The sequence below is a fragment of the Oceanobacillus sp. CF4.6 genome (genome assembly GCF_051262635.1).
In the GTDB taxonomy this organism is placed as follows: Bacteria; Bacillota; Bacilli; order Bacillales; family Amphibacillaceae; genus Oceanobacillus.
Genome location: NZ_JBIMEX010000002.1, coordinates 200,699 through 218,483, shown reverse-complemented (window position 1 = coordinate 218,483; position 17,785 = coordinate 200,699). Strand labels below are relative to the sequence as shown.

17 protein-coding genes and 1 pseudogene are annotated in these 17,785 nt (G+C 37.5%); 11 read left to right on the top strand and 7 right to left on the bottom strand.

Annotation, left to right across the window (positions count from 1 at the left end; genetic code table 11):
* Positions 1–118: 118 nt before the first annotated feature.
* From ACHABU_RS04715 to ACHABU_RS04700, 4 genes are all read right to left on the bottom strand, one after another.
* Positions 119–385 (bottom strand): helix-turn-helix domain-containing protein, encoded by a 267-nt coding sequence (locus ACHABU_RS04715; RefSeq protein ID WP_435762796.1) that lies wholly within the window; start codon positions 383–385, stop codon positions 119–121.
* On the bottom strand, positions 382–555 hold the full coding sequence (locus ACHABU_RS04710) for a YvrJ family protein (RefSeq protein WP_435762793.1): 174 nt from the start codon (positions 553–555) through the stop codon (positions 382–384). Before ACHABU_RS04710 ends, ACHABU_RS04715 begins: the two co-directional genes overlap by 4 nt.
* Complete coding sequence (locus ACHABU_RS04705) at positions 548–1,186, bottom strand: sigma-70 family RNA polymerase sigma factor (RefSeq protein WP_435762790.1); 639 nt, start codon at positions 1,184–1,186, stop codon at positions 548–550. The genes ACHABU_RS04710 and ACHABU_RS04705 overlap by 8 nt, the downstream gene beginning before the upstream one ends.
* A gap of 372 nt (positions 1,187–1,558) precedes the next feature.
* Positions 1,559–1,963 carry a secondary thiamine-phosphate synthase enzyme YjbQ gene (locus tag ACHABU_RS04700; RefSeq protein ID WP_435762788.1) on the bottom strand — a complete coding sequence of 135 codons (405 nt, stop codon included), beginning with the start codon at positions 1,961–1,963 and terminating at the stop codon, positions 1,559–1,561.
* Positions 1,964–2,211: 248 nt separating this feature from the next.
* Here ACHABU_RS04700 and motA point away from each other — a divergent pair, with 248 nt between their 5' ends.
* The 7 genes from motA (at position 2,212) to ACHABU_RS04665 (ending at position 10,605) form a co-directional block, all read left to right on the top strand.
* Positions 2,212–2,997, top strand: coding sequence for a flagellar motor stator protein MotA (motA, locus tag ACHABU_RS04695; protein WP_435762786.1), 786 nt, complete (start codon positions 2,212–2,214; stop codon positions 2,995–2,997).
* On the top strand, positions 2,990–3,763 hold the full coding sequence (gene motB, locus ACHABU_RS04690) for a flagellar motor protein MotB (RefSeq protein WP_435762783.1): 774 nt from the start codon (positions 2,990–2,992) through the stop codon (positions 3,761–3,763). The genes motA and motB overlap by 8 nt, the downstream gene beginning before the upstream one ends.
* Positions 3,764–3,785: 22 nt before the next feature.
* Positions 3,786–5,480, top strand: a complete 1,695-nt coding sequence (locus ACHABU_RS04685) for a methyl-accepting chemotaxis protein (RefSeq protein WP_435762781.1) — start codon at positions 3,786–3,788, stop codon at positions 5,478–5,480.
* Positions 5,481–5,725: 245 nt separating this feature from the next.
* Positions 5,726–7,750: a chemotaxis protein CheW gene (locus ACHABU_RS04680; RefSeq protein ID WP_435762779.1), complete on the top strand. Its 2,025-nt coding sequence runs from the start codon at positions 5,726–5,728 to the stop codon at positions 7,748–7,750.
* A 17-nt stretch (positions 7,751–7,767) separates the two neighbouring features.
* On the top strand, positions 7,768–8,241 hold the full coding sequence (locus ACHABU_RS04675; RefSeq protein WP_435762777.1) for a chemotaxis protein CheW: 474 nt from the start codon (positions 7,768–7,770) through the stop codon (positions 8,239–8,241).
* Between the two features lie 215 nt (positions 8,242–8,456).
* The gene (locus ACHABU_RS04670; protein ID WP_435762775.1) at positions 8,457–9,659 is read left to right on the top strand and encodes an MFS transporter; all 1,203 of its coding nucleotides are present in this window, start codon (positions 8,457–8,459) and stop codon (positions 9,657–9,659) included.
* A gap of 202 nt (positions 9,660–9,861) precedes the next feature.
* Positions 9,862–10,605 carry a Cof-type HAD-IIB family hydrolase gene (locus ACHABU_RS04665; RefSeq protein WP_435762773.1) on the top strand — a complete coding sequence of 248 codons (744 nt, stop codon included), beginning with the start codon at positions 9,862–9,864 and terminating at the stop codon, positions 10,603–10,605.
* 111 nt (positions 10,606–10,716) lie between these two features.
* On the opposite strand, the gene ACHABU_RS04660 is transcribed toward ACHABU_RS04665, so the two are convergent.
* A complete protein-coding gene (locus tag ACHABU_RS04660; protein WP_435762772.1) occupies positions 10,717–11,736 on the bottom strand; it encodes a YeiH family protein in 1,020 nt (339 codons plus the stop codon).
* Between the two features lie 173 nt (positions 11,737–11,909).
* Here ACHABU_RS04660 and ACHABU_RS04655 point away from each other — a divergent pair, with 173 nt between their 5' ends.
* The 4 genes and pseudogenes from ACHABU_RS04655 (at position 11,910) to ACHABU_RS04640 (ending at position 14,257) form a co-directional block, all read left to right on the top strand.
* The gene (locus ACHABU_RS04655; protein ID WP_435762770.1) at positions 11,910–12,788 is read left to right on the top strand and encodes a LysR family transcriptional regulator; all 879 of its coding nucleotides are present in this window, start codon (positions 11,910–11,912) and stop codon (positions 12,786–12,788) included.
* Positions 12,789–12,866: 78 nt separating this feature from the next.
* Positions 12,867–13,049 (top strand): cold-shock protein, encoded by a 183-nt coding sequence (locus ACHABU_RS04650; RefSeq protein ID WP_379496379.1) that lies wholly within the window; start codon positions 12,867–12,869, stop codon positions 13,047–13,049.
* A 318-nt stretch (positions 13,050–13,367) separates the two neighbouring features.
* Positions 13,368–13,636 (top strand): annotated as a pseudogene (locus tag ACHABU_RS04645) (DUF779 domain-containing protein); the annotation flags it as partial.
* Positions 13,637–13,813: 177 nt separating this feature from the next.
* Positions 13,814–14,257, top strand: a complete 444-nt coding sequence (locus tag ACHABU_RS04640; RefSeq protein ID WP_435762768.1) for an IDEAL domain-containing protein — start codon at positions 13,814–13,816, stop codon at positions 14,255–14,257.
* Between the two features lie 51 nt (positions 14,258–14,308).
* On the opposite strand, the gene ACHABU_RS04635 is transcribed toward ACHABU_RS04640, so the two are convergent.
* Complete coding sequence (locus ACHABU_RS04635) at positions 14,309–16,327, bottom strand: penicillin-binding transpeptidase domain-containing protein (protein ID WP_435762766.1); 2,019 nt, start codon at positions 16,325–16,327, stop codon at positions 14,309–14,311.
* A 123-nt stretch (positions 16,328–16,450) separates the two neighbouring features.
* Positions 16,451–17,395 (bottom strand): LCP family glycopolymer transferase, encoded by a 945-nt coding sequence (locus ACHABU_RS04630; protein WP_435762764.1) that lies wholly within the window; start codon positions 17,393–17,395, stop codon positions 16,451–16,453.
* Positions 17,396–17,785 lie beyond the last annotated feature (390 nt).

The window sequence follows — 17,785 nt, the reverse complement described above, 5'->3', positions numbered from 1 at the left end:
CGGATTCTATACTGGAGGATTAAAATTAGAAACGGAATACATTATTTTCTTATTATACAATAGTTGTACTTTCCTCCTCTAAGCGTTGACTATAGGATGCGTTTTAAAACTTGTAGAGCTACTTTGATTCAGCATATTCCATATCGTATTGTGCTCTTAGTATATCTGTGAATTCCCAAAATCCATATGTGTTACTGAAGTCATATTGCCGAACAATCTCAATTGTTCTGATTTTCAATTCCTGGTACAGGTCCTCGCGTTCTTGGGGAGAAGTCTGTTTCAAAGAAACTCTGATTTTCGGTTCAAATAAATGAAGAACAATTTCCAACGATTCGATATCATTTTGCATTTGAATTTTTTTCGTTAAATCAATGAGTCGAGTCATGAAATATCCCTCCTTAATTCTTTTATAATATCCGATAAATCTCTGGAATGTTTTTCTAGGCGTTCCATTCTTACTTCATAACGAATTAACAAAATTAAAGTAACCAGAACCGGAAACCCGACATTTTCCATGGATTGGACCATATAAGAGAGAGCAGAAATTTCATTCATGTTTTCCCTCCTCTGCTAATAGCTGTTTTTTTAAGTTGCTTAAAGCTTTATTTCTTGTTTTGGAAATGGATTGTTGGGAGACACCTTCTTTAGCTGCGATTTCCGTATCAGTCATATGAAAAAGATACGATGCTTCTAAAATATATTTCTGTCTTGGTGTGAGAAAATGAAGAGCTTGATAAAGAGAAGGATTTCCAATGTTACTTTCTAACTGATTATCGTTTTCCAATGCTTCCTCATCAACAGATAAAGCTTGACTGTCTGCAATAAGGTCGACTTTCGATGCTGGGTTATTTGTATCAATATGAATTGGCTGGTCCAAAATTAATAATTGCCGCCTCCTGTCCAGGTTAAATTTCTGGTCGTAACGAATTGCATACCTTCGCAAATCATTTGATAATTGGCTAATTAACCTTATCTCGGCAAGATGATCTTGGAACGCCTTATCTAACGCCTTTTTTGAATCAGATGTAGAATAACGGATGGACTGATCCAAAAGAAAACAATTTTTCTTCGTTAGCAAAAATGATCGCATCAGATTGTTACGGAAGATCAACTCATTTTCATCAACAAACTTCTTAGCCCATGTGTATTCACATTGTTCCTCATCAGGACTTGTATTTTTTTTCATCCTAATTTTCCTCCCTTCTATCTCATAAAGGCAAAAATAATGACTATGGCACAACCTGAAAGAACATCAGTTTCCTATACTATATTAAATATTATAAATAATTCCTAGTAAAACTTTTTAGTCAAATAGGTTGTAATTCGGGACATTTAATCGCCTTTATTAGGTACATAGGGAAAATATAACTGAGCTATACATACTAGATACGGGTGAGAGAGGAAATAAGAAGCTGAAAAAGGATGAAAAGAAGCGTATATTTCTAAAAAATAAGTCTTCGTAACTATGCTTAAAGTACCTAAAAATTTTACAATTAATAAGTCAGAACAAGCAGTTATGATTAGCACCAAAAGGAGGACTGCTTGTTCTGTGATAAACTTAACCTTCCATTATTTTGACTGTATACTTCCTGTTTCTTCTTGGTCCATCAAATTCACAGAAATAGACGCCCTGCCATGTACCAAGCAACAACGCACCGTTTGAGATAATCAGCGTCTGTGCATGGCCGACAGTACTTACTTTTAAATGAGATGCTGTATTCCCTTCCATATGTCTATCCTTTGTATGTTCCCATGGATATACCTCATCCAACCTCATAAGCATGTCCTGCTTCACATCCGGATCAGCATTTTCATTTACTGTAATCCCTGCTGTTGTATGTAGAGAGGAGATTATTGCAATGCCATCTGCTATTCCTTCATGATGAATCCACTCCTCAATTTCTGCAGTAATGTCTATCATTTCTGAATGCTTGTTCGTGTTTAATACAAATGTGTTTAGCATGTTGATTCATCCTTTCTCAATGATCTGTTTTTATTTTACTGGAAATGAGGAGGAGAGTGAAGATTAATATGGAACTTCCTCACCGAAACTTCATCGATTTGACTCTCTGATTTTTTGTCTCATCCAGCGAGCAATAATTATCAAAATATTCGACATTCCGATAATTCACTACACTCCTAACAATTTAAACCGATAAAAAGAATAACAACTTCACAATGAACGATTTCATATTCTTCAGGAGGTAACCCATGGATAAAACATCGATTATAGGTTTAATATTAGGATTCGTTGCGATTGGAGTAGGTATGGTGCTTAAAGGCGTAAGTGTCATGGCAATTGTAAATCCTGCAGCAATCTTAATTATACTTCTAGGAACGGTTGCTGCTGTAACCATAGCTTTTCCCGCAAGCACCTTAAAAAAAGTTCCTGTGCTATTTAAAATTCTTTTTACAGAACAACACCATACAGACACAAAAGATCTCATTCAAATGTTCAGTGAATGGGCAGATCAGACCCGAAAAGAAGGAATCCTAACACTGGAGCAACGGGTTTCTGAGGTAGATGATCCATTTTTATCATCCGGGTTGCAGCTTGCAATCGACGGACAGTCACCCGATTTTATCAAAGATATAATGCTTGAAAAAATAGACGCGATGGAGCGAAGACATGAAGAGGGTGCAGCTATTTTCTCCCAGGCAGGTACATATGCACCAACACTCGGGGTCCTCGGTGCGGTAATAGGTCTAATTGCTGCCTTAGGAGATATGTCCGATATAGATGCGCTTGGTTACGCGATTTCATCAGCCTTTATTGCGACATTGTTAGGTATTTTTACTGGGTATGTATTATGGCATCCATTTGCTAATAAATTGCGTGAGAAGTCCAAAAAAGAAGTTTTACACAAGGAAATTATGGTAGAGGGAATTCTCTCTATAACGACAGGAGATTCCAAAATGATCGTTAGAGAGAAACTTGGATCTTTACTCTCTGGTAAAGAGATGGCAGCAATGAAGCAGGCTGATGCCAATGCGTAGAAGAAAAAAGATAAGACAATCGCATATTGATGAATCGTGGCTGCTCCCGTATTCTGATTTACTGACACTTCTAGTAGCGTTATTTATTGTTCTATTTGCGATGAGTGATATTAATGTTCAAAAGTATGAAGAACTATCAAGTGTGTTTCGCAGTGAATTTTCAAGTTCAGGTAGTGGAATATTAGAGGAAAATAACGATCCAGTTGCTCCCCCGGTTGAAGAGCAAGAGGAAAAAGAAGATGAAAAAGAAAAAGAAGCAAATGATAGCAACGGAAAAGCGGATGGAGAAATCCTTCGATTAGAGAAACTGCAATCGATGATTCAAAATTATATCAATGAAAATAATCTTACGGATAAGTTAGCTACAGATTTGACGGATGAGGGCCTGCTGATCACCATTGTAAATGATATTTTCTTTGATTCTGGCAGTGCAGAAGTAAAAACAGAAAGCCATGAAGTTGCACGGGATGTTTCTAATCTTTTATATACAGAGCCTCCACATCAGATTGTTATCAGTGGACACGCTGATGACGTCCCGATTGGTACATCTGAATATAGCTCGAACTGGGAACTCAGTGTGACTCGGGCACTGAACTTTATGAGTCTTGTTCTGGAGAATGAAAAATTGGACCCTACCCTCTTTAGTGCGAAAGGATTCGGAGAGCACAAACCAATTGTTGAAAATACGAGTGATGAGAATCGGGCAAAAAACAGAAGGGTGGAAGTTCTAATTCTACCTAATTATGAAATAAATATACCTCAATAATACGATGAAAGAAGTGGAAGTATTGAAGAAGTTATCCAATTTTAAGAGCATTCGAACAAGGGTTTTATCCGGTTTTGCAGTCGTTATACTCCTTGTATTTATATTTATACTATTTAATTCCTATATGATTCGTATCACAAATGAACAAACGACTGAAATCATGGATTATCAACTATCCTTGCTGATTGTCGATGAAAACTTGGCAAATAATATGGCTACACGTGAAGCTTATTTGCGAGGCTATTTATTATTCGATGATGTAAATGAAAAGAATAAATTTACAGATTCACTTGGTGCTTCTTTTGAATTAGAAGAGGAGTTATTAGCTTTAAATAATATTAAAGAAAATCAAGAATTAATAAGCAAGAAAATGGAATGGGAAACGCTTACTGACGAAATCATAGCTCTATACGAAATTGGGAATAAGGACGAATCATTAAGGATTATGGAAAACGACTTAAGTCCACTAACGGATGAAATAATCGGTACAGCGATCGCAGCATCTGAGACGAGAGAAGAGATTATAACTGATTTGGGAAACAACATCTTGGAAAACAATAGAATAAACTATATCAGTATGATTGCACTGGGCGTTATCACACTTGTTGTCGCAATTGTTTCAGGTATGATTACTTCCAACAGTATTTCTAAGCCTATTAATAAAGTGATGCATCGTATGAAGATGGTTTCATCTGGGGATATCAGCCAAGAACCGTTGGAAGTTACCACTAGGGATGAAACCGGTCAACTTATTATTTCGACAAATGAAATGAGCTCTAATTTAAATAATGTCGTTACAAAACTAAGTGAAGTATCCGAACTGTTATCCAGTCAAGGGGAAGCGTTAACAAGCTCTGCGAATGAGGTGAAAGTCGGTACTAATCAGGTGGCAACCACAATGGAAGAATTAGCAACAGGATCGGAAACACAGGCAAATAGTGCGAGTGATCTAGCAATCGTTATGAGCACATTCGCGATTAAGGTGAAGGAAGCAAAAGAAAAAGGTGAAAATATTCACGTTAATTCGAATGATGTACTGGAGAAAGTCGGAATCGGAAGCCAGCTTATGAAAAACTCGAATGTTCAGATGAAGAAAATAAATCAGCTCGTAAAAAATTCAGTTGCAAAGGTTCAAGGACTGGATACGCAATCACAGGAAATTTCTAAACTTATATCTGTGATTCAGAAAATTGCTTCACAAACAAACCTGCTTGCTTTAAATGCAGCAATTGAAGCTGCACGAGCCGGTGAGCATGGAAAAGGATTTGCGGTTGTAGCAGATGAAGTCCGAAAGCTTGCTGAACAGGTTTCTGACTCAGTAAAGGACATAACAGGGATTGTAGGTACGATCCAAACAGAGACAAGTAATGTGACCGAATCATTAAAAGGTGGCTATAAAGAAGTTGAACAGGGTACATATCAAATTCAGTCAACCGCGGAAATGTTGGAAGAAGTAAGGTCTTCCATTACGAATATGGTAACGGATATAAATATCGTATCAGAAAACCTTTTGGATATTGCAGATAGTACAAACAAGATGAACGGGTCTGTCGAAGAAATTGCCTCTGTCTCAGAAGAGTCGGCTGCAGGTGTTCAGGAAATTGCCGCTTCTACGGAACAAACAAGCAGTTCGATGGATGAAGTTGCATCAAGCTCAGAACAGCTTGCGAATTCTGCAGAAGAATTAAATGAACTCATTAGAAAATTTAAACTTTAGAGATATTCTTATTTTGAGGTTATGATAGGAAACAGAATGATGATTCTGTTTCCTATTTTTCTTAGGCGTTCGTATTTCCATTTTACCCTTCACAATTTTCGGTCTTAAACCGATATAAAAATTAGGGATTTTAGCCTACATAATCTTCAAAAATATTTATGAGATGGAAGTCAATCAGCTATTCTGAAAATAGCCTTAAACAAAGAAATGATGTGACAAATTGGAAATGAGAAAGGATTTTTCCTATGGATATGGATCAATATTTGGAAGTGTTTTTGGATGAAAGCCGCGAGCATTTACAGGCGGTTAATGATAATATTCTTAAATTGGAGAAACAACCTCAGGACATAGATCTTGTAAATGAGATTTTCAGGTCAGCCCATACATTAAAAGGAATGGCTGCAACAATGGGGTATGAGGATATCGCTTCCTTAACGCATAAAATGGAGAATGTATTGGATTTGATTCGCAATCAAAAATTAACGGTTTCAACTGCTATTATTGATATTATATTTTCAGCAATTGAATATTTAGAGGAAATGGTTAGCTCCATCAGTGAAGGACAAGACGGGAAAAAAGATGTTTCCGAATTGGTAGAGCTACTGGATCAAATTGAAAAGGGAGAGCCGGTTAAGGCAATGATCAAACCAACAGTTGCAAATGAAGGTCACTTCATTAATACAGACGAACTTGATCTCGACGAATTTCAAATAACCATTATCGACCAGACCAGTGAACAGGGATTTTTTCCTTATCAAATAACAGTTACATTGACAGATGATTGTATTTTAAAAGGCGCTCGTGCCTATATGGTTTTCGAGTCTTTGGAAGATCGTGGGGAAATTATTCGGACAAATCCCTCTGTCGAAGAAATTGAAGAAGGTAATTTTGCGCAACAATTTACAATGATATTCCTTTCAACAGTGGAAGCTGAAACAATTAAAACGATCATTGGAAAAGTTTCTGAGGTCAAAGAGGTAGATATTGGTAATCTGGTTACCATTTCTAATACGGAGAAAGACGCTCTGCCAATCAACGAAGAGAATCTGACGTCTCAACTCGTACAAGAAGAGGCGGCTGCAACTACAGAAAAGTCTGCATCTGGGACAAGCAGTAGTACTTCCAAAACGATCCGGGTCAATCTTGAAAGAATCGATGATCTGTTGAATTTGTTTGAAGAAGTGGTTATCGACAGAAGTAGACTGGAAGCAATTGCAGATAATCTAAGTAATAGTGACCTTACCGATACCGTTGAGCATATGAGCCGTGTATCAACCGATATGCAAAGTTTAATTTTGGCAATGCGCATGGTACCGATTGAACAGGTATTTAATCGATTTCCACGGATGATCCGAGGACTTGCCAAAGACTTGAATAAGCAGATTAATCTTAACGTAATTGGTGCAGATACGGAGCTCGATAGAACGGTTATTGATGAAATTGGGGACCCTTTAGTACATTTAATTCGCAATTCCGTCGATCACGGAATTGAATTGCCGGATGTTCGGAAACAGTTTGGTAAACAGGAGGAAGGCAATTTAATATTACGGGCATTCCACAGTGGCAATCATGTTTTTATTGAAATTGAAGACGACGGTGCTGGTATAAATCGCGAAAAAGTGCAGTCAAAAGCGATTGAAAATGGACTAATTTCTGCCTCAGAGGCGGAATTATTAACCGATGATCAAGTTGCTAATTTTATTTTATCTTCGGGTTTTAGTACTGCTGACAAAGTATCGGACATTTCTGGTCGCGGGGTTGGTCTGGATGTTGTTAAAAATAAAATAGAATCACTTGGCGGTCAGATATCCATTGAATCTAAAGCTGGAAAAGGAAGTATTTTTTCCATTCAATTACCATTAACCCTCTCGATTATTGCTACCTTGCTAATTAAAGTACAGCAGGAAACGTATGCAGTTCCATTATCCAGTATTATTGAAACCGCAATACTGAATAAAGCTCAGTTGATGTACGCACATGGTAGGAAGGTAATGGATTTTAGGGGTAAAGTTATTCCACTCGTTTCCCTAGAAACCATATTTGAAGTCCCATTAAAGGAAGTAAATAACAAGCAGGAATACTCCGTTGTTATTGTCAAAAAAGGTGACAAACTGACTGGTTTAATTGTGGATTCCTTTGTTGGACAGAAAGAAGTTGTATTGAAGTCGCTTGGTAACTACTTGAAAGATGTTTTTGCGATTTCCGGTGCAACTATTTTAGGAGACGGTGAAGTTGCATTAGTACTGGATCCAAATGCATTAATTAAATAGAGTCGGAGGGTCGTAAATTGGAAGAAATAACAAAATTTATTGTATTCAAATTGAAGGAGCAATCTTTTGGGGTAAATATCCAGCAGGTTATCTCTATTGAAAGGGTGCAGGATATTACGGAAGTTCCAAGAACATCCGAGTTTATTAAAGGTGTAACCGAATTGCGAGGAGAAACAACCCCTATTATTGATTTAAAGGAACGGCTCCTGATTGCTGAAACAGAAACTACGGATGATAGTCGCATTCTCGTCGTTTCTGTTCAAGAGATGCAGGTAGGTCTTATCGTCGATGCAGCAACAGAGGTAAAGGATATAGACCAAGAGATGATACAGGCTGCACCAAAACTTGTAGGTGGGGTCAAAGATACGTTTATTAAGGGTGTAGCAAAAATTGATAGTAATCTATTAATTTTAATGGATCTGGACCGTATCGTGGATTTTGAAGAAACGAATGAATTGCGTGAAGTAGTATTCGAAGATGAAGTTGAATAAAAATTGAAATAAACAGAGACTGCGTTCTTTACGCAGCTACCCTGTTTTATAAATAGTACAATGCTTCCGGAGAATGGTTGCAGTAACGTCTTTTCTGATGTAGGGAAAGCTGATAAATCTAGAATTAGGATGATAATTCTAGATTTTTCCGGAATAGATTATGCTATAGTAGATAGAGAAAAAGATATATCTACATAAATAGGAAGTGTCATTTGATGAGGCAGCAGCACAAGTATAATATCAAGGATTATTATTTTTGGAAGATAACATTGATTTTAGCATTTGCATCCTTTTTCGTTTTTGCAAGTACATATGTCGTTCAACCGCTTTTGCCATTATTTGTCCAAGAATTCGATGTCACGGTTTCAGAGTCCACGTTGGTATTGTCAATGACAATTGTTGGACTAATCATAGGATTAATCATTTTAGGATTTTTTTCAGATAGGGTCGGAAGGACTTTCTTTATCAAGTTTTCATTAATAGGTTCGGTTATTCCTTTCTTTCTCATTCCTCTATCTGACTCTTTTTATTTGATTGTACTGCTGCGCTTTATTCAAGGATTTGCACTTGCTGGTTTACCTGCTGCATCGCTTGCTTATTTGAATGAAGAAATTGATCGGCGAAGTGTTGGTGTAGCAACTGCATTATACATATCCAGCAATGCTATTGGCGGAATGGCAGGGAGAGTGGTTACCGGCTATTTAACCGACCACTATTCCTGGCAAACAGCATTTTATGTTTTTGCTGGAATTGGCGTATTCATTTCTGTACTGGTATTTTTATTCCTACCCAAATCAAGATTTTTTGAAGCTAGCAGACTTCCATTTAAAAAGGATATGGAAGGGATGGTTTTTCATTTAAAAAATCCTGCCATTCTTGTCATCATTGGAATAGGTGTTGTTTTGCAATTTTCCTTCACATCCATATGGACGTATTTGCCTTTCCATTTGGAGTCTGAGCCTTTTTCATTATCAATGGAAGCTATTTCCTATACATTTTTAGCCTACGGATTGGGAGTGATAGGAGCGCCGCTTGCTGGTTGGCTTGCGGCGAAGCTTAATTTAAAGAAAGTCCGTATTGCTGGAATCATCGTATTATCTATGGGGGCATTTATCACCTTTAGCCAGTCTTTAATCGTAATAGTGATCGGTTTGTGTGTGCTATGTCTTGGCTTCTTTACTGCCCATTCGTTGACAGCAACGTCCGTGACAGAACATGCAACACATCATAAAGGAAGTGCTTCAAGTCTATATTTAGTTGCTTACTATGTTGGTGTTACATTAGGCAGTTCAGCAGTAGGTCCAATCGGGAACACGGTAGGTTGGAATGGTGTTGTATTACTGGCAGGTCTATTACCACTCGTTTATTTAGTATTTGTTCGTGTTATACAAAGTAGACTAAGCAAAAGAGATGTATAAAGTGATGACGACTACCGTTCCTTATGGGGAATAAAATGATTTTCTTATCGTTCTGGCGAAACCTCTGTTAAAATGGATTACAGTTAGAATTGCTTCACCGAAACATCATATTTATTATGGAACTTACTGTTTGTTAAGGACACAATTATATGACAGAAAATCGGATACGATAATAAAGAACTATAGAAAAAGGAGCATTTTAATGACAGAACAAAAACAAGATATAAAGCTTATTGCGTTAGATATGGATGGTACCTTATTATCGGATGATCATGAAGTGTCAGAACGTACTGTAAAAGCAATTGAAGATGCGATGAATCAAGGTATACACGTTGTTCTTAGTACAGGGCGTGGATTTCAAGCCTGTTATCCCTATGCAGAACAATTGAAATTGCAATCCTATCTGATAACTGCCAATGGTGGTCAGGTTTGGACAGTTGAAAAAGAACTTCTGGATCAGCATTTACTTGAAACAAAGCTTATTGAGAAATTATATAATCTGGGTACACAGGTCGGAGTTAATATGTGGATGATCTCCACAAGTGGTGTTTTCCGTGGAGAAGCTCCAGAGAACTTTTATGACTATGAATGGCTGAAATTTGGCTGTGAATCTCAAGATAAACAAAAGTTGGACATCATGGTACAGGAACTTTCACATTATGAAGGGCTTGAGTTGACGAACTCATTGCCAACCAACATGGAAGCTAATCCAAAGGGCGTTAGTAAAGCGAGAGCACTCCATTTCCTGTGCGACAAAATCGGTATAACGATGAAAGAAGTCATGGCAGTTGGCGATAGTTTAAACGATATTAAGATGATTCAAGAAGCCGGAATTGGTGTAGCAATGGGCAATGCCCAGGAAGCAATCAAAAATGTTGCGAACCATACAACAGATTCAAACAATGAAGAAGGCGTTGCTAAAGCTATCGAACGATTTGCATTATAAGTTTGCTTAGGGAGTGCCCACCATCAGGTGCCGGTCACTCCCTGATTTTTTTGCAATCATCTAATCAAAAAGAACCGGCTAAAGCAGCCGATCCACGAAACAATCATTCAATTAAATTCCCGCAATCCAATACATCAAAATGGAAACAAGTACGGAAGCGATCAGCATAGCAAAGAGTGGACGCATTGCTTTGTTTTTAACATCCTTCAAGCTCACATTCAACCCAAGTCCGACCATGGCCGAAGTGAGGATAAATGTGGTAGCAAAACTGATAACATCCATGACATTATCTGTTACCGGCACTATGTCTCCCAATACATAACTTCCAAATAAACTCATTGCAATAAAGCCAAGCAAAAACATTGGAAATTTAACTTTCGTATCATCTGTCCCATCTACGGATTTACGGTTTTTAACCCAGAAAATCAAAACAAAACATAGGGGTACAAGCAGAAAAACACGTCCAAGCTTTGCCAGTAATGCCATTGCAAGTGCTTCTTCACCTGCTGGTTCTGCAGCAAGAGCAACATGCGCTAATTCGTGTAAGCTGAGACCTGCCCATATGCCGTATTGGACATCTGAAATGGGCAGTAGCGGCAGTAAGAGTGCATAAATAATTGAAAATATCGTACCGACAAGTGCAATAATACCAATACTTATTGCTGTATCTTCGTCTTTCGCTTTTACAATCGGCGCAACTGCGGCTATGGCTGCTGCTCCACAAACCCCTGTGCCAACTCCGAGTAATAAAGCTATTTGGGTATTTCCCTTAAATAATTTTGCTAGATATATCGTTACCAGAATTGCGAAGATAATCGTTATCGTCCCTTTAAGTAGTAATCCAAGTCCATCTTGAAAAATCACATCGATATTTAATTTTAGCCCATATAAAATAATAGCAAAACGTAATAAATATTTAGATGAGAATTCTATTCCAATACGAAAAAATTCAGGATAGCCAACTATTTGTCGATAGGCAATAGCGAGCATGATAGCACTAGCAAGTGGCCCAACACGATTAAAACCAGGTACCAATGATAGCAAGTATCCAAAGAGGGAAAAAATAAATGTAAAACAGATTCCTAATAAAAGCTTTCTCCAGTAATTGGAGACTTTCGTTAACGTGCTCATAGATAATCCTCACTTTCAAATTGTAATTTTAAGTATAAGTTCATTTTTAACATAAGAAAAATAAATTATTATTATTGTTATGATAAGATATACTTATAAATAGAAAGTACAATATTATTTGACAAAATTCGGGGAGTGACAGGCACCTGATTTTGAGGAAGGGGGAGTAGTTGGTGGATCAACATCTTGTTGTATTTAAGGAAGTGGCTGAGCGTAAGAGTTTCTCCCGTGCTGCTGAGGCTTTACATATGTCTCAGCCAGCAGTCAGTCAGTACATAGCATCCTTGGAAAAGGAACTCGGTGTTCGGCTTCTGGAGAGAAGCAATAAATTTGTAGAGTTGAACAAAGCAGGGAAGATTGTTTATCAATACGCACAGCAAATCTTGCGCAGTTATGATCAAATGCAGATCCTTGTTTCGGACTTACAAAATGATCCAAGTGGAGAATTGAAAATTGGCGCAAGCTATACCATTGGGGAATACTTACTACCCAAACTGTTGGCGGAATTACAGGAGAGATACCCTCAGATTGTTCCCGAAGTTACTATCGGAAATACGGATGAAATTGGTTCGCAGCTTTTGAACCATGAAATAGATATTGGCCTCATTGAAGGAAATTACTCGCATCAACAGTTTTCCGTTGAGCAGTTTTCAACAGATAAAATGTATATTATCGCAGCGAAAAGGCAACCATATAAAGTAGAAGAGGAAGTTTCCATAAAGGATTTGGAAAAAGAAACTTGGATCATTCGGGAGTCAGGTTCCGGGACACGTAAAGTGCTTGAAGATTTTTTCAAAAAGCATTGTCTTCATCCAAAACGAGTTTTAACTTTTGGTAGTACACAGACAATTAAAGAAGGGGTTGAAGCCGGATTAGGCATCAGCCTGCTTTCTGATTTAACATTTGCAAAAGAAATTCAATTGAATAAAATCCAAAAGCTCATCATTGATGGGACACCAATTAAGCGCAAATTTTCCATTATTAAAAATCACCATGAGTTTCATGCAAAGGCATTGCAAGTATTTGAGGAACTTGTTAAACAGAAAATTTAATCTGGTCACAAGCATGCCCTTACATTGTTACCCGAAAAAGAGTATAATAAGAAGAGTAAAAGGAAAGGGGATGCTATTATGTCATTTTCTCGAGGACCAAAGGAACCGGTTCCTGAAGTGGAAACGAACGTATGGTCATGCACAAGCGACGATTGTCAAGGCTGGATGAGAGAAACATACAGTTTTAACGAGGAACCAGCGTGTCCACTATGTAAATCGACAATGGAGCGAGAAGTTCGCGTTATTCCAGAGATGAAGTAGTAGGAAATAGTATCTCAAAAAAAGCTGAAGCTAAAATTTGAATTCATAATACAATACTTGCTAGCTATAACGTTGGGTTACCAGCGTTTTTCTTATAGCTTCAGCTTGAAAAAATCCTTGATCAAAATAGATTGATCAAGGATTTTATTTTTATTCATAATTATAATTATTGGAATAGTTAAACATATAATGTTATAATCTAGAGAGAGATAGTTCACCGCATGTCTTTCATCAAGTAATTGTAATCGCTTACAATAAGGGGGAGGAATCAATGTATGAGGTATGCAAACCCAAACACTGAAGGGGATCTAGTAAATTCAATCGGGTGGCTGCTGTGATGGCAGCTCCCCAATGTGCTACCCCAGAGATGAGTTCTGTACAGGTGAATCGGATTTACTTTTTGGGAAAATAGGAGATACACCATTTTATATTTCCAATTTTTTAAAGATCAATATGAATATTGGAAACACACACAGCTTATCATTGACGCAGTGAAGGGGAGGGGTGGCATGTTCTCCCTCGAAGGTCCTGAAGGGAAACAATTTCTTACAAGATCCCGAGTATTTACAGAAATAGAGAAAAAATGAATCAATCATTAATTTAATCGTCATATATCGAAGGATAAAATGAAAATTGACGATTACCCTACCAGAATGAAAGGCTTCTTCAAAACTTCTTCTTGTAATTCGCAGAAAATTCATGTAAAATAAATTAACTGAAAATTTAGATTGATATTGCGTAAGAAAAATTGGGAGGTGGAATCGATGGTAACTGTTAAAATGCTAAAACCGTACTATGTTAAAACAGAAGATAAATATGTCCGTATTATTTTAGCGTATCAATATTTTTCGGTCATGATCAATAAAAAGGTTTATCAATTCATTCCTGTTGAGGCCAATGAAATACGGATTAATCGAAAAACAAAGATGGTAGAAAATACCGATGCGGTCTTTGCTTTTCAAAATGGTAAAGACGTCGTAAATGTCCCGATGTCCAAACTCATTTCCATCCCTGATTTTCTCAAGCAATTGCATTCGATTGCTGAATCGTATTACCACAGCGATGCAAGCTTAAGTAAAACAGACCAAGAAAAAGCTACCCATCTATTTATTCATGAATTGGAAAGAGATAATATCAAAAGGCTGATCGATATGGCACTTGATGCACGTGATGAAAATATGTTTTATTCGCTGGCGAAATTATTATAAAATAAAAATCTACTCCTGCAACGAAAGGAGTAGATTTTTTTGCTTTGGAAACTATTTCATTTGTGTTAAGACATCCGTCACTTTTTGAACGGCAAGTCCGCCTTCTTTATCCTGTGTTTCTTCCACCATCATTGCAATTAGGATGTCCTGATCATCCGTTGGGTAACCTACAAACCAGCCATTCTCAGCACCTGACTCACTATCCGAAAGCTTTAACTCTACCGTGCTCGTTTTACCTGAAATAGGAAAGTCTGCATTCTGAGCTTTTTTCGCTGTACCTTCTGTAACAACTTTTCTTAAAGCTTCTTGAATGGCTGTTGCCTGTTCCGGTGTAATTAATCCTTCTTTCCATACTTGAGCTGTTTCTTCACTTGTTAGGAATGTAGGCTTAATCATATTCCCTTCATTTAAGAATGTCGTGTAGGTTAATGCCACATGAAGTGCACTCATTTCCAATTCACCTTGGCCATAGCTGGAGTTTGCTAATAAGATTTCATCATCCAGATCACCACTTGATGAAATGGTTGACATTGTGATTGGATATTCAAATGGTAAATCTTCACCAAATCCAAATTCTTTCAGACCACTTACATAGGCATCGGATCCCATTTCAACCGCCTTTCTTGCAAAAAAGATATTGTCAGAACGGATTAACGCATCTTCAAGGTCAACAGGACCATCTGAGGTGGAAACCCTTGTAACCTCATAATTTCCCCAGCCTTCTCCATTGCTCCACGTTTTACCATCAATTTCTATTCCTTGACCAAGTTCGATACTTCCATTCTTTAATCCGATTGCACCTGTGACGGGTTTAAAAACAGACCCGGGGGCATAGGTAGAAGCAAACCGGTTAATTAAAGGGTTTTGCTCATCGTTTTCTATTCTTTCCCATAAATCTCCTGATGTACCATATAAAACTTCATTTGGGTCAAACGCAGGGCTACTAACAAGTGCTAATGTCTCACCGGTTTTTGGATGAATCGCAGCAGCTGTTCCTGCATCTTCTTCATAGGAGTTAAACAATTTTTCTTGAACATTAACATCAATTGTAACGCTTATTGTTTCGCCGTCTTCCACAGGTGTTTCAGCAAGTACGATTTCATCTTGTTCTTCTTTGTTAATTGTAATTTTTACTCCTTTTTTTCCTTTAAGTTGCTCCTCATAATTTGCTTCAAGTCCACGTGAACCAATTTTATCATTCGCACTATATTGAGAAGGATCAAGGTCTTCCAAATCATCAGCAGTTATACTTCGGATATATCCAACAAGATGCCCAGCTGCCTCGCCAGCTGGGTAGATACGTCCGGTAGTTTCTCTAAGCCGTACGCCATCAATGGCACTTAACTCGGGTAGAAGTTCCTCTTCAGAAGGCAGGGCACTTTTGAGTGGTACAAACAAATTATCTTCGACCCAGCCGGCATTAAGAGCCGTGTCAACAGATTCAGTACTTATACCGAGCAATTCCGCAATTTGTTTTTTTGACTGTTCAGCGTTATTTCCAAGCTCACCAGGGACAACGCCGACTTCAACAATTGTCCCATTGATTGCTAAAGGCATTTGGTTACGGTCAAGGATTTCTCCACGTTTTGGATTAACCGTATGGATACCAATTTCGCCGCCGTCTTTCAAATCAGGAAAAATAAATCCGGGGTCCCAATTTACATACCAATTTAATTCCTCTTCTTCGTCTTCTTCACCCTGCTGGACAAGTGTTGCTTCATACTCATAAGTAATTGGTCCGGCGATCGTCTCCATATTAACGGTGAAAGGCAGTTTCGCTGTACCTTCTTCCATTGCCATTTCAAGCTCTTCTTCGTTTAATTCTTCAAAAACTATTTGTAAATCAGAAACGTTTAGATCCTGATAAATTTTTTCTGTTCGTAAAGTTGATTGATCTTCAGGATAGCTCTCTGTTGCTGCCTGAGAAAACATCCCGTACATTTCTCCAACTTCCTGTTCATTCCAGTGGTTGACATAGTCATTAAAACGCTCATTCGGTGTGACCTCTTCATCATTGGAACATGCCACAAGAACAAGTGGAATTATAAATAATAATAATATTCGTTTCATAAATTATACCCCCAACTTTTTTTCTATATATAGTATACCATCAACGATATACAAAAATTTGTACATCGAACAGAAAAGCCACGCTGTTTTATGATACACAGGTGACTTTTCATTTTACCATTCCTAATTGGCTTCCATATGATCTTTTATCTCTGTATGAATACGGTTAAACTCAGAATCCGGAACGATATAATACCAAACACCATTAATGGTTTGTCCGGAACCGCTTATTTCCATTGTGGACACATCTTTGCGTGCTCCTGCGTAACCAGTGAACAAGGTTTGTATTTTTTTCATATCTAGGTTGGTTTGTACATTGTCACCTAAAATATTCAGTATCTCTCCAACTTTGGTAATGCTATTAAAACTTGCCGCTTCATTCATGGCAGCGGTAATTACTTTTCGTTGACGATCATTTCGACCCATGTCTCCACGTGGATCTTCATAGCGCATGCGAATAAAACTTAGTGCTTCTTCACCATTTAACATAATTTGCCCTTCAGGATAGGTGTGACCATCTTGTGAGAAGGCTAGATCATTATTGATTGTAACGCCACCTAATGCATCAATTCCTTGTTGAAAGCCTTCCATATTCACCCTTGCATACGTATGAATCGGAAGGTCAAATGCTTCTTCGACAGTTTGTACCGATAAATCAGTTCCACCAAAAGCATAGGCATGATTTATCTTATCCTGTCCCCGTCCAGGTATATTCACATAAGTATCACGTGGTATGCTCAACATAATCATCGATTCCGTATTTGGATTAACAGACAAAAGAATCATTGTATCGGATCGACCCTTATCACCGGAGCGTTCATCAACGCCAAGCAAAAGAATATTAACAGAATCCGTTTCTTTAAAGATATTCTGTATTTGTTTTTGTCTTTCTGGGTCTTCATCTCTTGCCAGCGGATTGTGCATGGTTTCTACGGTAGCACCGACCTGATTCCAAACATAGAATGCTAATCCTCCAACAAGTAAAATTAATGCCAATATTATTCCACCAACCCAATAAGGCCATTTGCGTTTTTTCTTATTTTGTCTTTTCTCTGCTCTTGATACCACTCGTATTCTCCTCTGTATTAATTATGATTTCCATTATAAGACTTTTTGACTAGTAGTTACTTGTAAAAAAATATCAAATCTTGGATAAATTATATCTGAAATAGCGAATATAGTCTATGGAATTTAAAGAAATAAGTAGGTTTTTGTTTATTTAAGGTGACTGGATTTTTTGTTTATTAATAAAATAATAGTAACAGGAAGCGGTTCCATTTTTTAAGAAGTATTTTCCTATTTCATGAAAGTTTAAAATTTAAGAAGTGATTTTCCTTGTTAACTTACGGCAGATACAATGAAACTAGAATTCCAACAATTGAATAATAGTTGTATTTTCGTCAATTACAAAACTAGTCTGTATCCGACAAAAGAAGTCAACCTATTGTGTTAGTTTAT

Bases quoted from the DNA above. Each gene is read 5' to 3' on its own strand.
- ACHABU_RS04715 (WP_435762796.1), bottom strand. From the start codon at position 385: ATGACTCGACTCATTGATTTAACGAAAAAAATTCAAATGCAAAATGAT.
- ACHABU_RS04710 (WP_435762793.1), bottom strand. From the start codon at position 555: ATGAATGAAATTTCTGCTCTCTCTTATATGGTCCAATCCATGGAAAAT.
- ACHABU_RS04705 (WP_435762790.1), bottom strand. From the start codon at position 1,186: ATGAAAAAAAATACAAGTCCTGATGAGGAACAATGTGAATACACATGG.
- ACHABU_RS04700 (WP_435762788.1), bottom strand. From the start codon at position 1,963: ATGCTAAACACATTTGTATTAAACACGAACAAGCATTCAGAAATGATA.
- motA (WP_435762786.1), top strand. From the start codon at position 2,212: ATGGATAAAACATCGATTATAGGTTTAATATTAGGATTCGTTGCGATT.
- motB (WP_435762783.1), top strand. From the start codon at position 2,990: ATGCGTAGAAGAAAAAAGATAAGACAATCGCATATTGATGAATCGTGG.
- ACHABU_RS04680 (WP_435762779.1), top strand. From the start codon at position 5,726: ATGGATATGGATCAATATTTGGAAGTGTTTTTGGATGAAAGCCGCGAG.
- ACHABU_RS04670 (WP_435762775.1), top strand. From the start codon at position 8,457: ATGAGGCAGCAGCACAAGTATAATATCAAGGATTATTATTTTTGGAAG.
- ACHABU_RS04665 (WP_435762773.1), top strand. From the start codon at position 9,862: ATGACAGAACAAAAACAAGATATAAAGCTTATTGCGTTAGATATGGAT.
- ACHABU_RS04660 (WP_435762772.1), bottom strand. From the start codon at position 11,736: ATGAGCACGTTAACGAAAGTCTCCAATTACTGGAGAAAGCTTTTATTA.
- ACHABU_RS04650 (WP_379496379.1), top strand. From the start codon at position 12,867: ATGTCATTTTCTCGAGGACCAAAGGAACCGGTTCCTGAAGTGGAAACG.
- ACHABU_RS04640 (WP_435762768.1), top strand. From the start codon at position 13,814: ATGGTAACTGTTAAAATGCTAAAACCGTACTATGTTAAAACAGAAGAT.
- ACHABU_RS04635 (WP_435762766.1), bottom strand. From the start codon at position 16,327: ATGAAACGAATATTATTATTATTTATAATTCCACTTGTTCTTGTGGCA.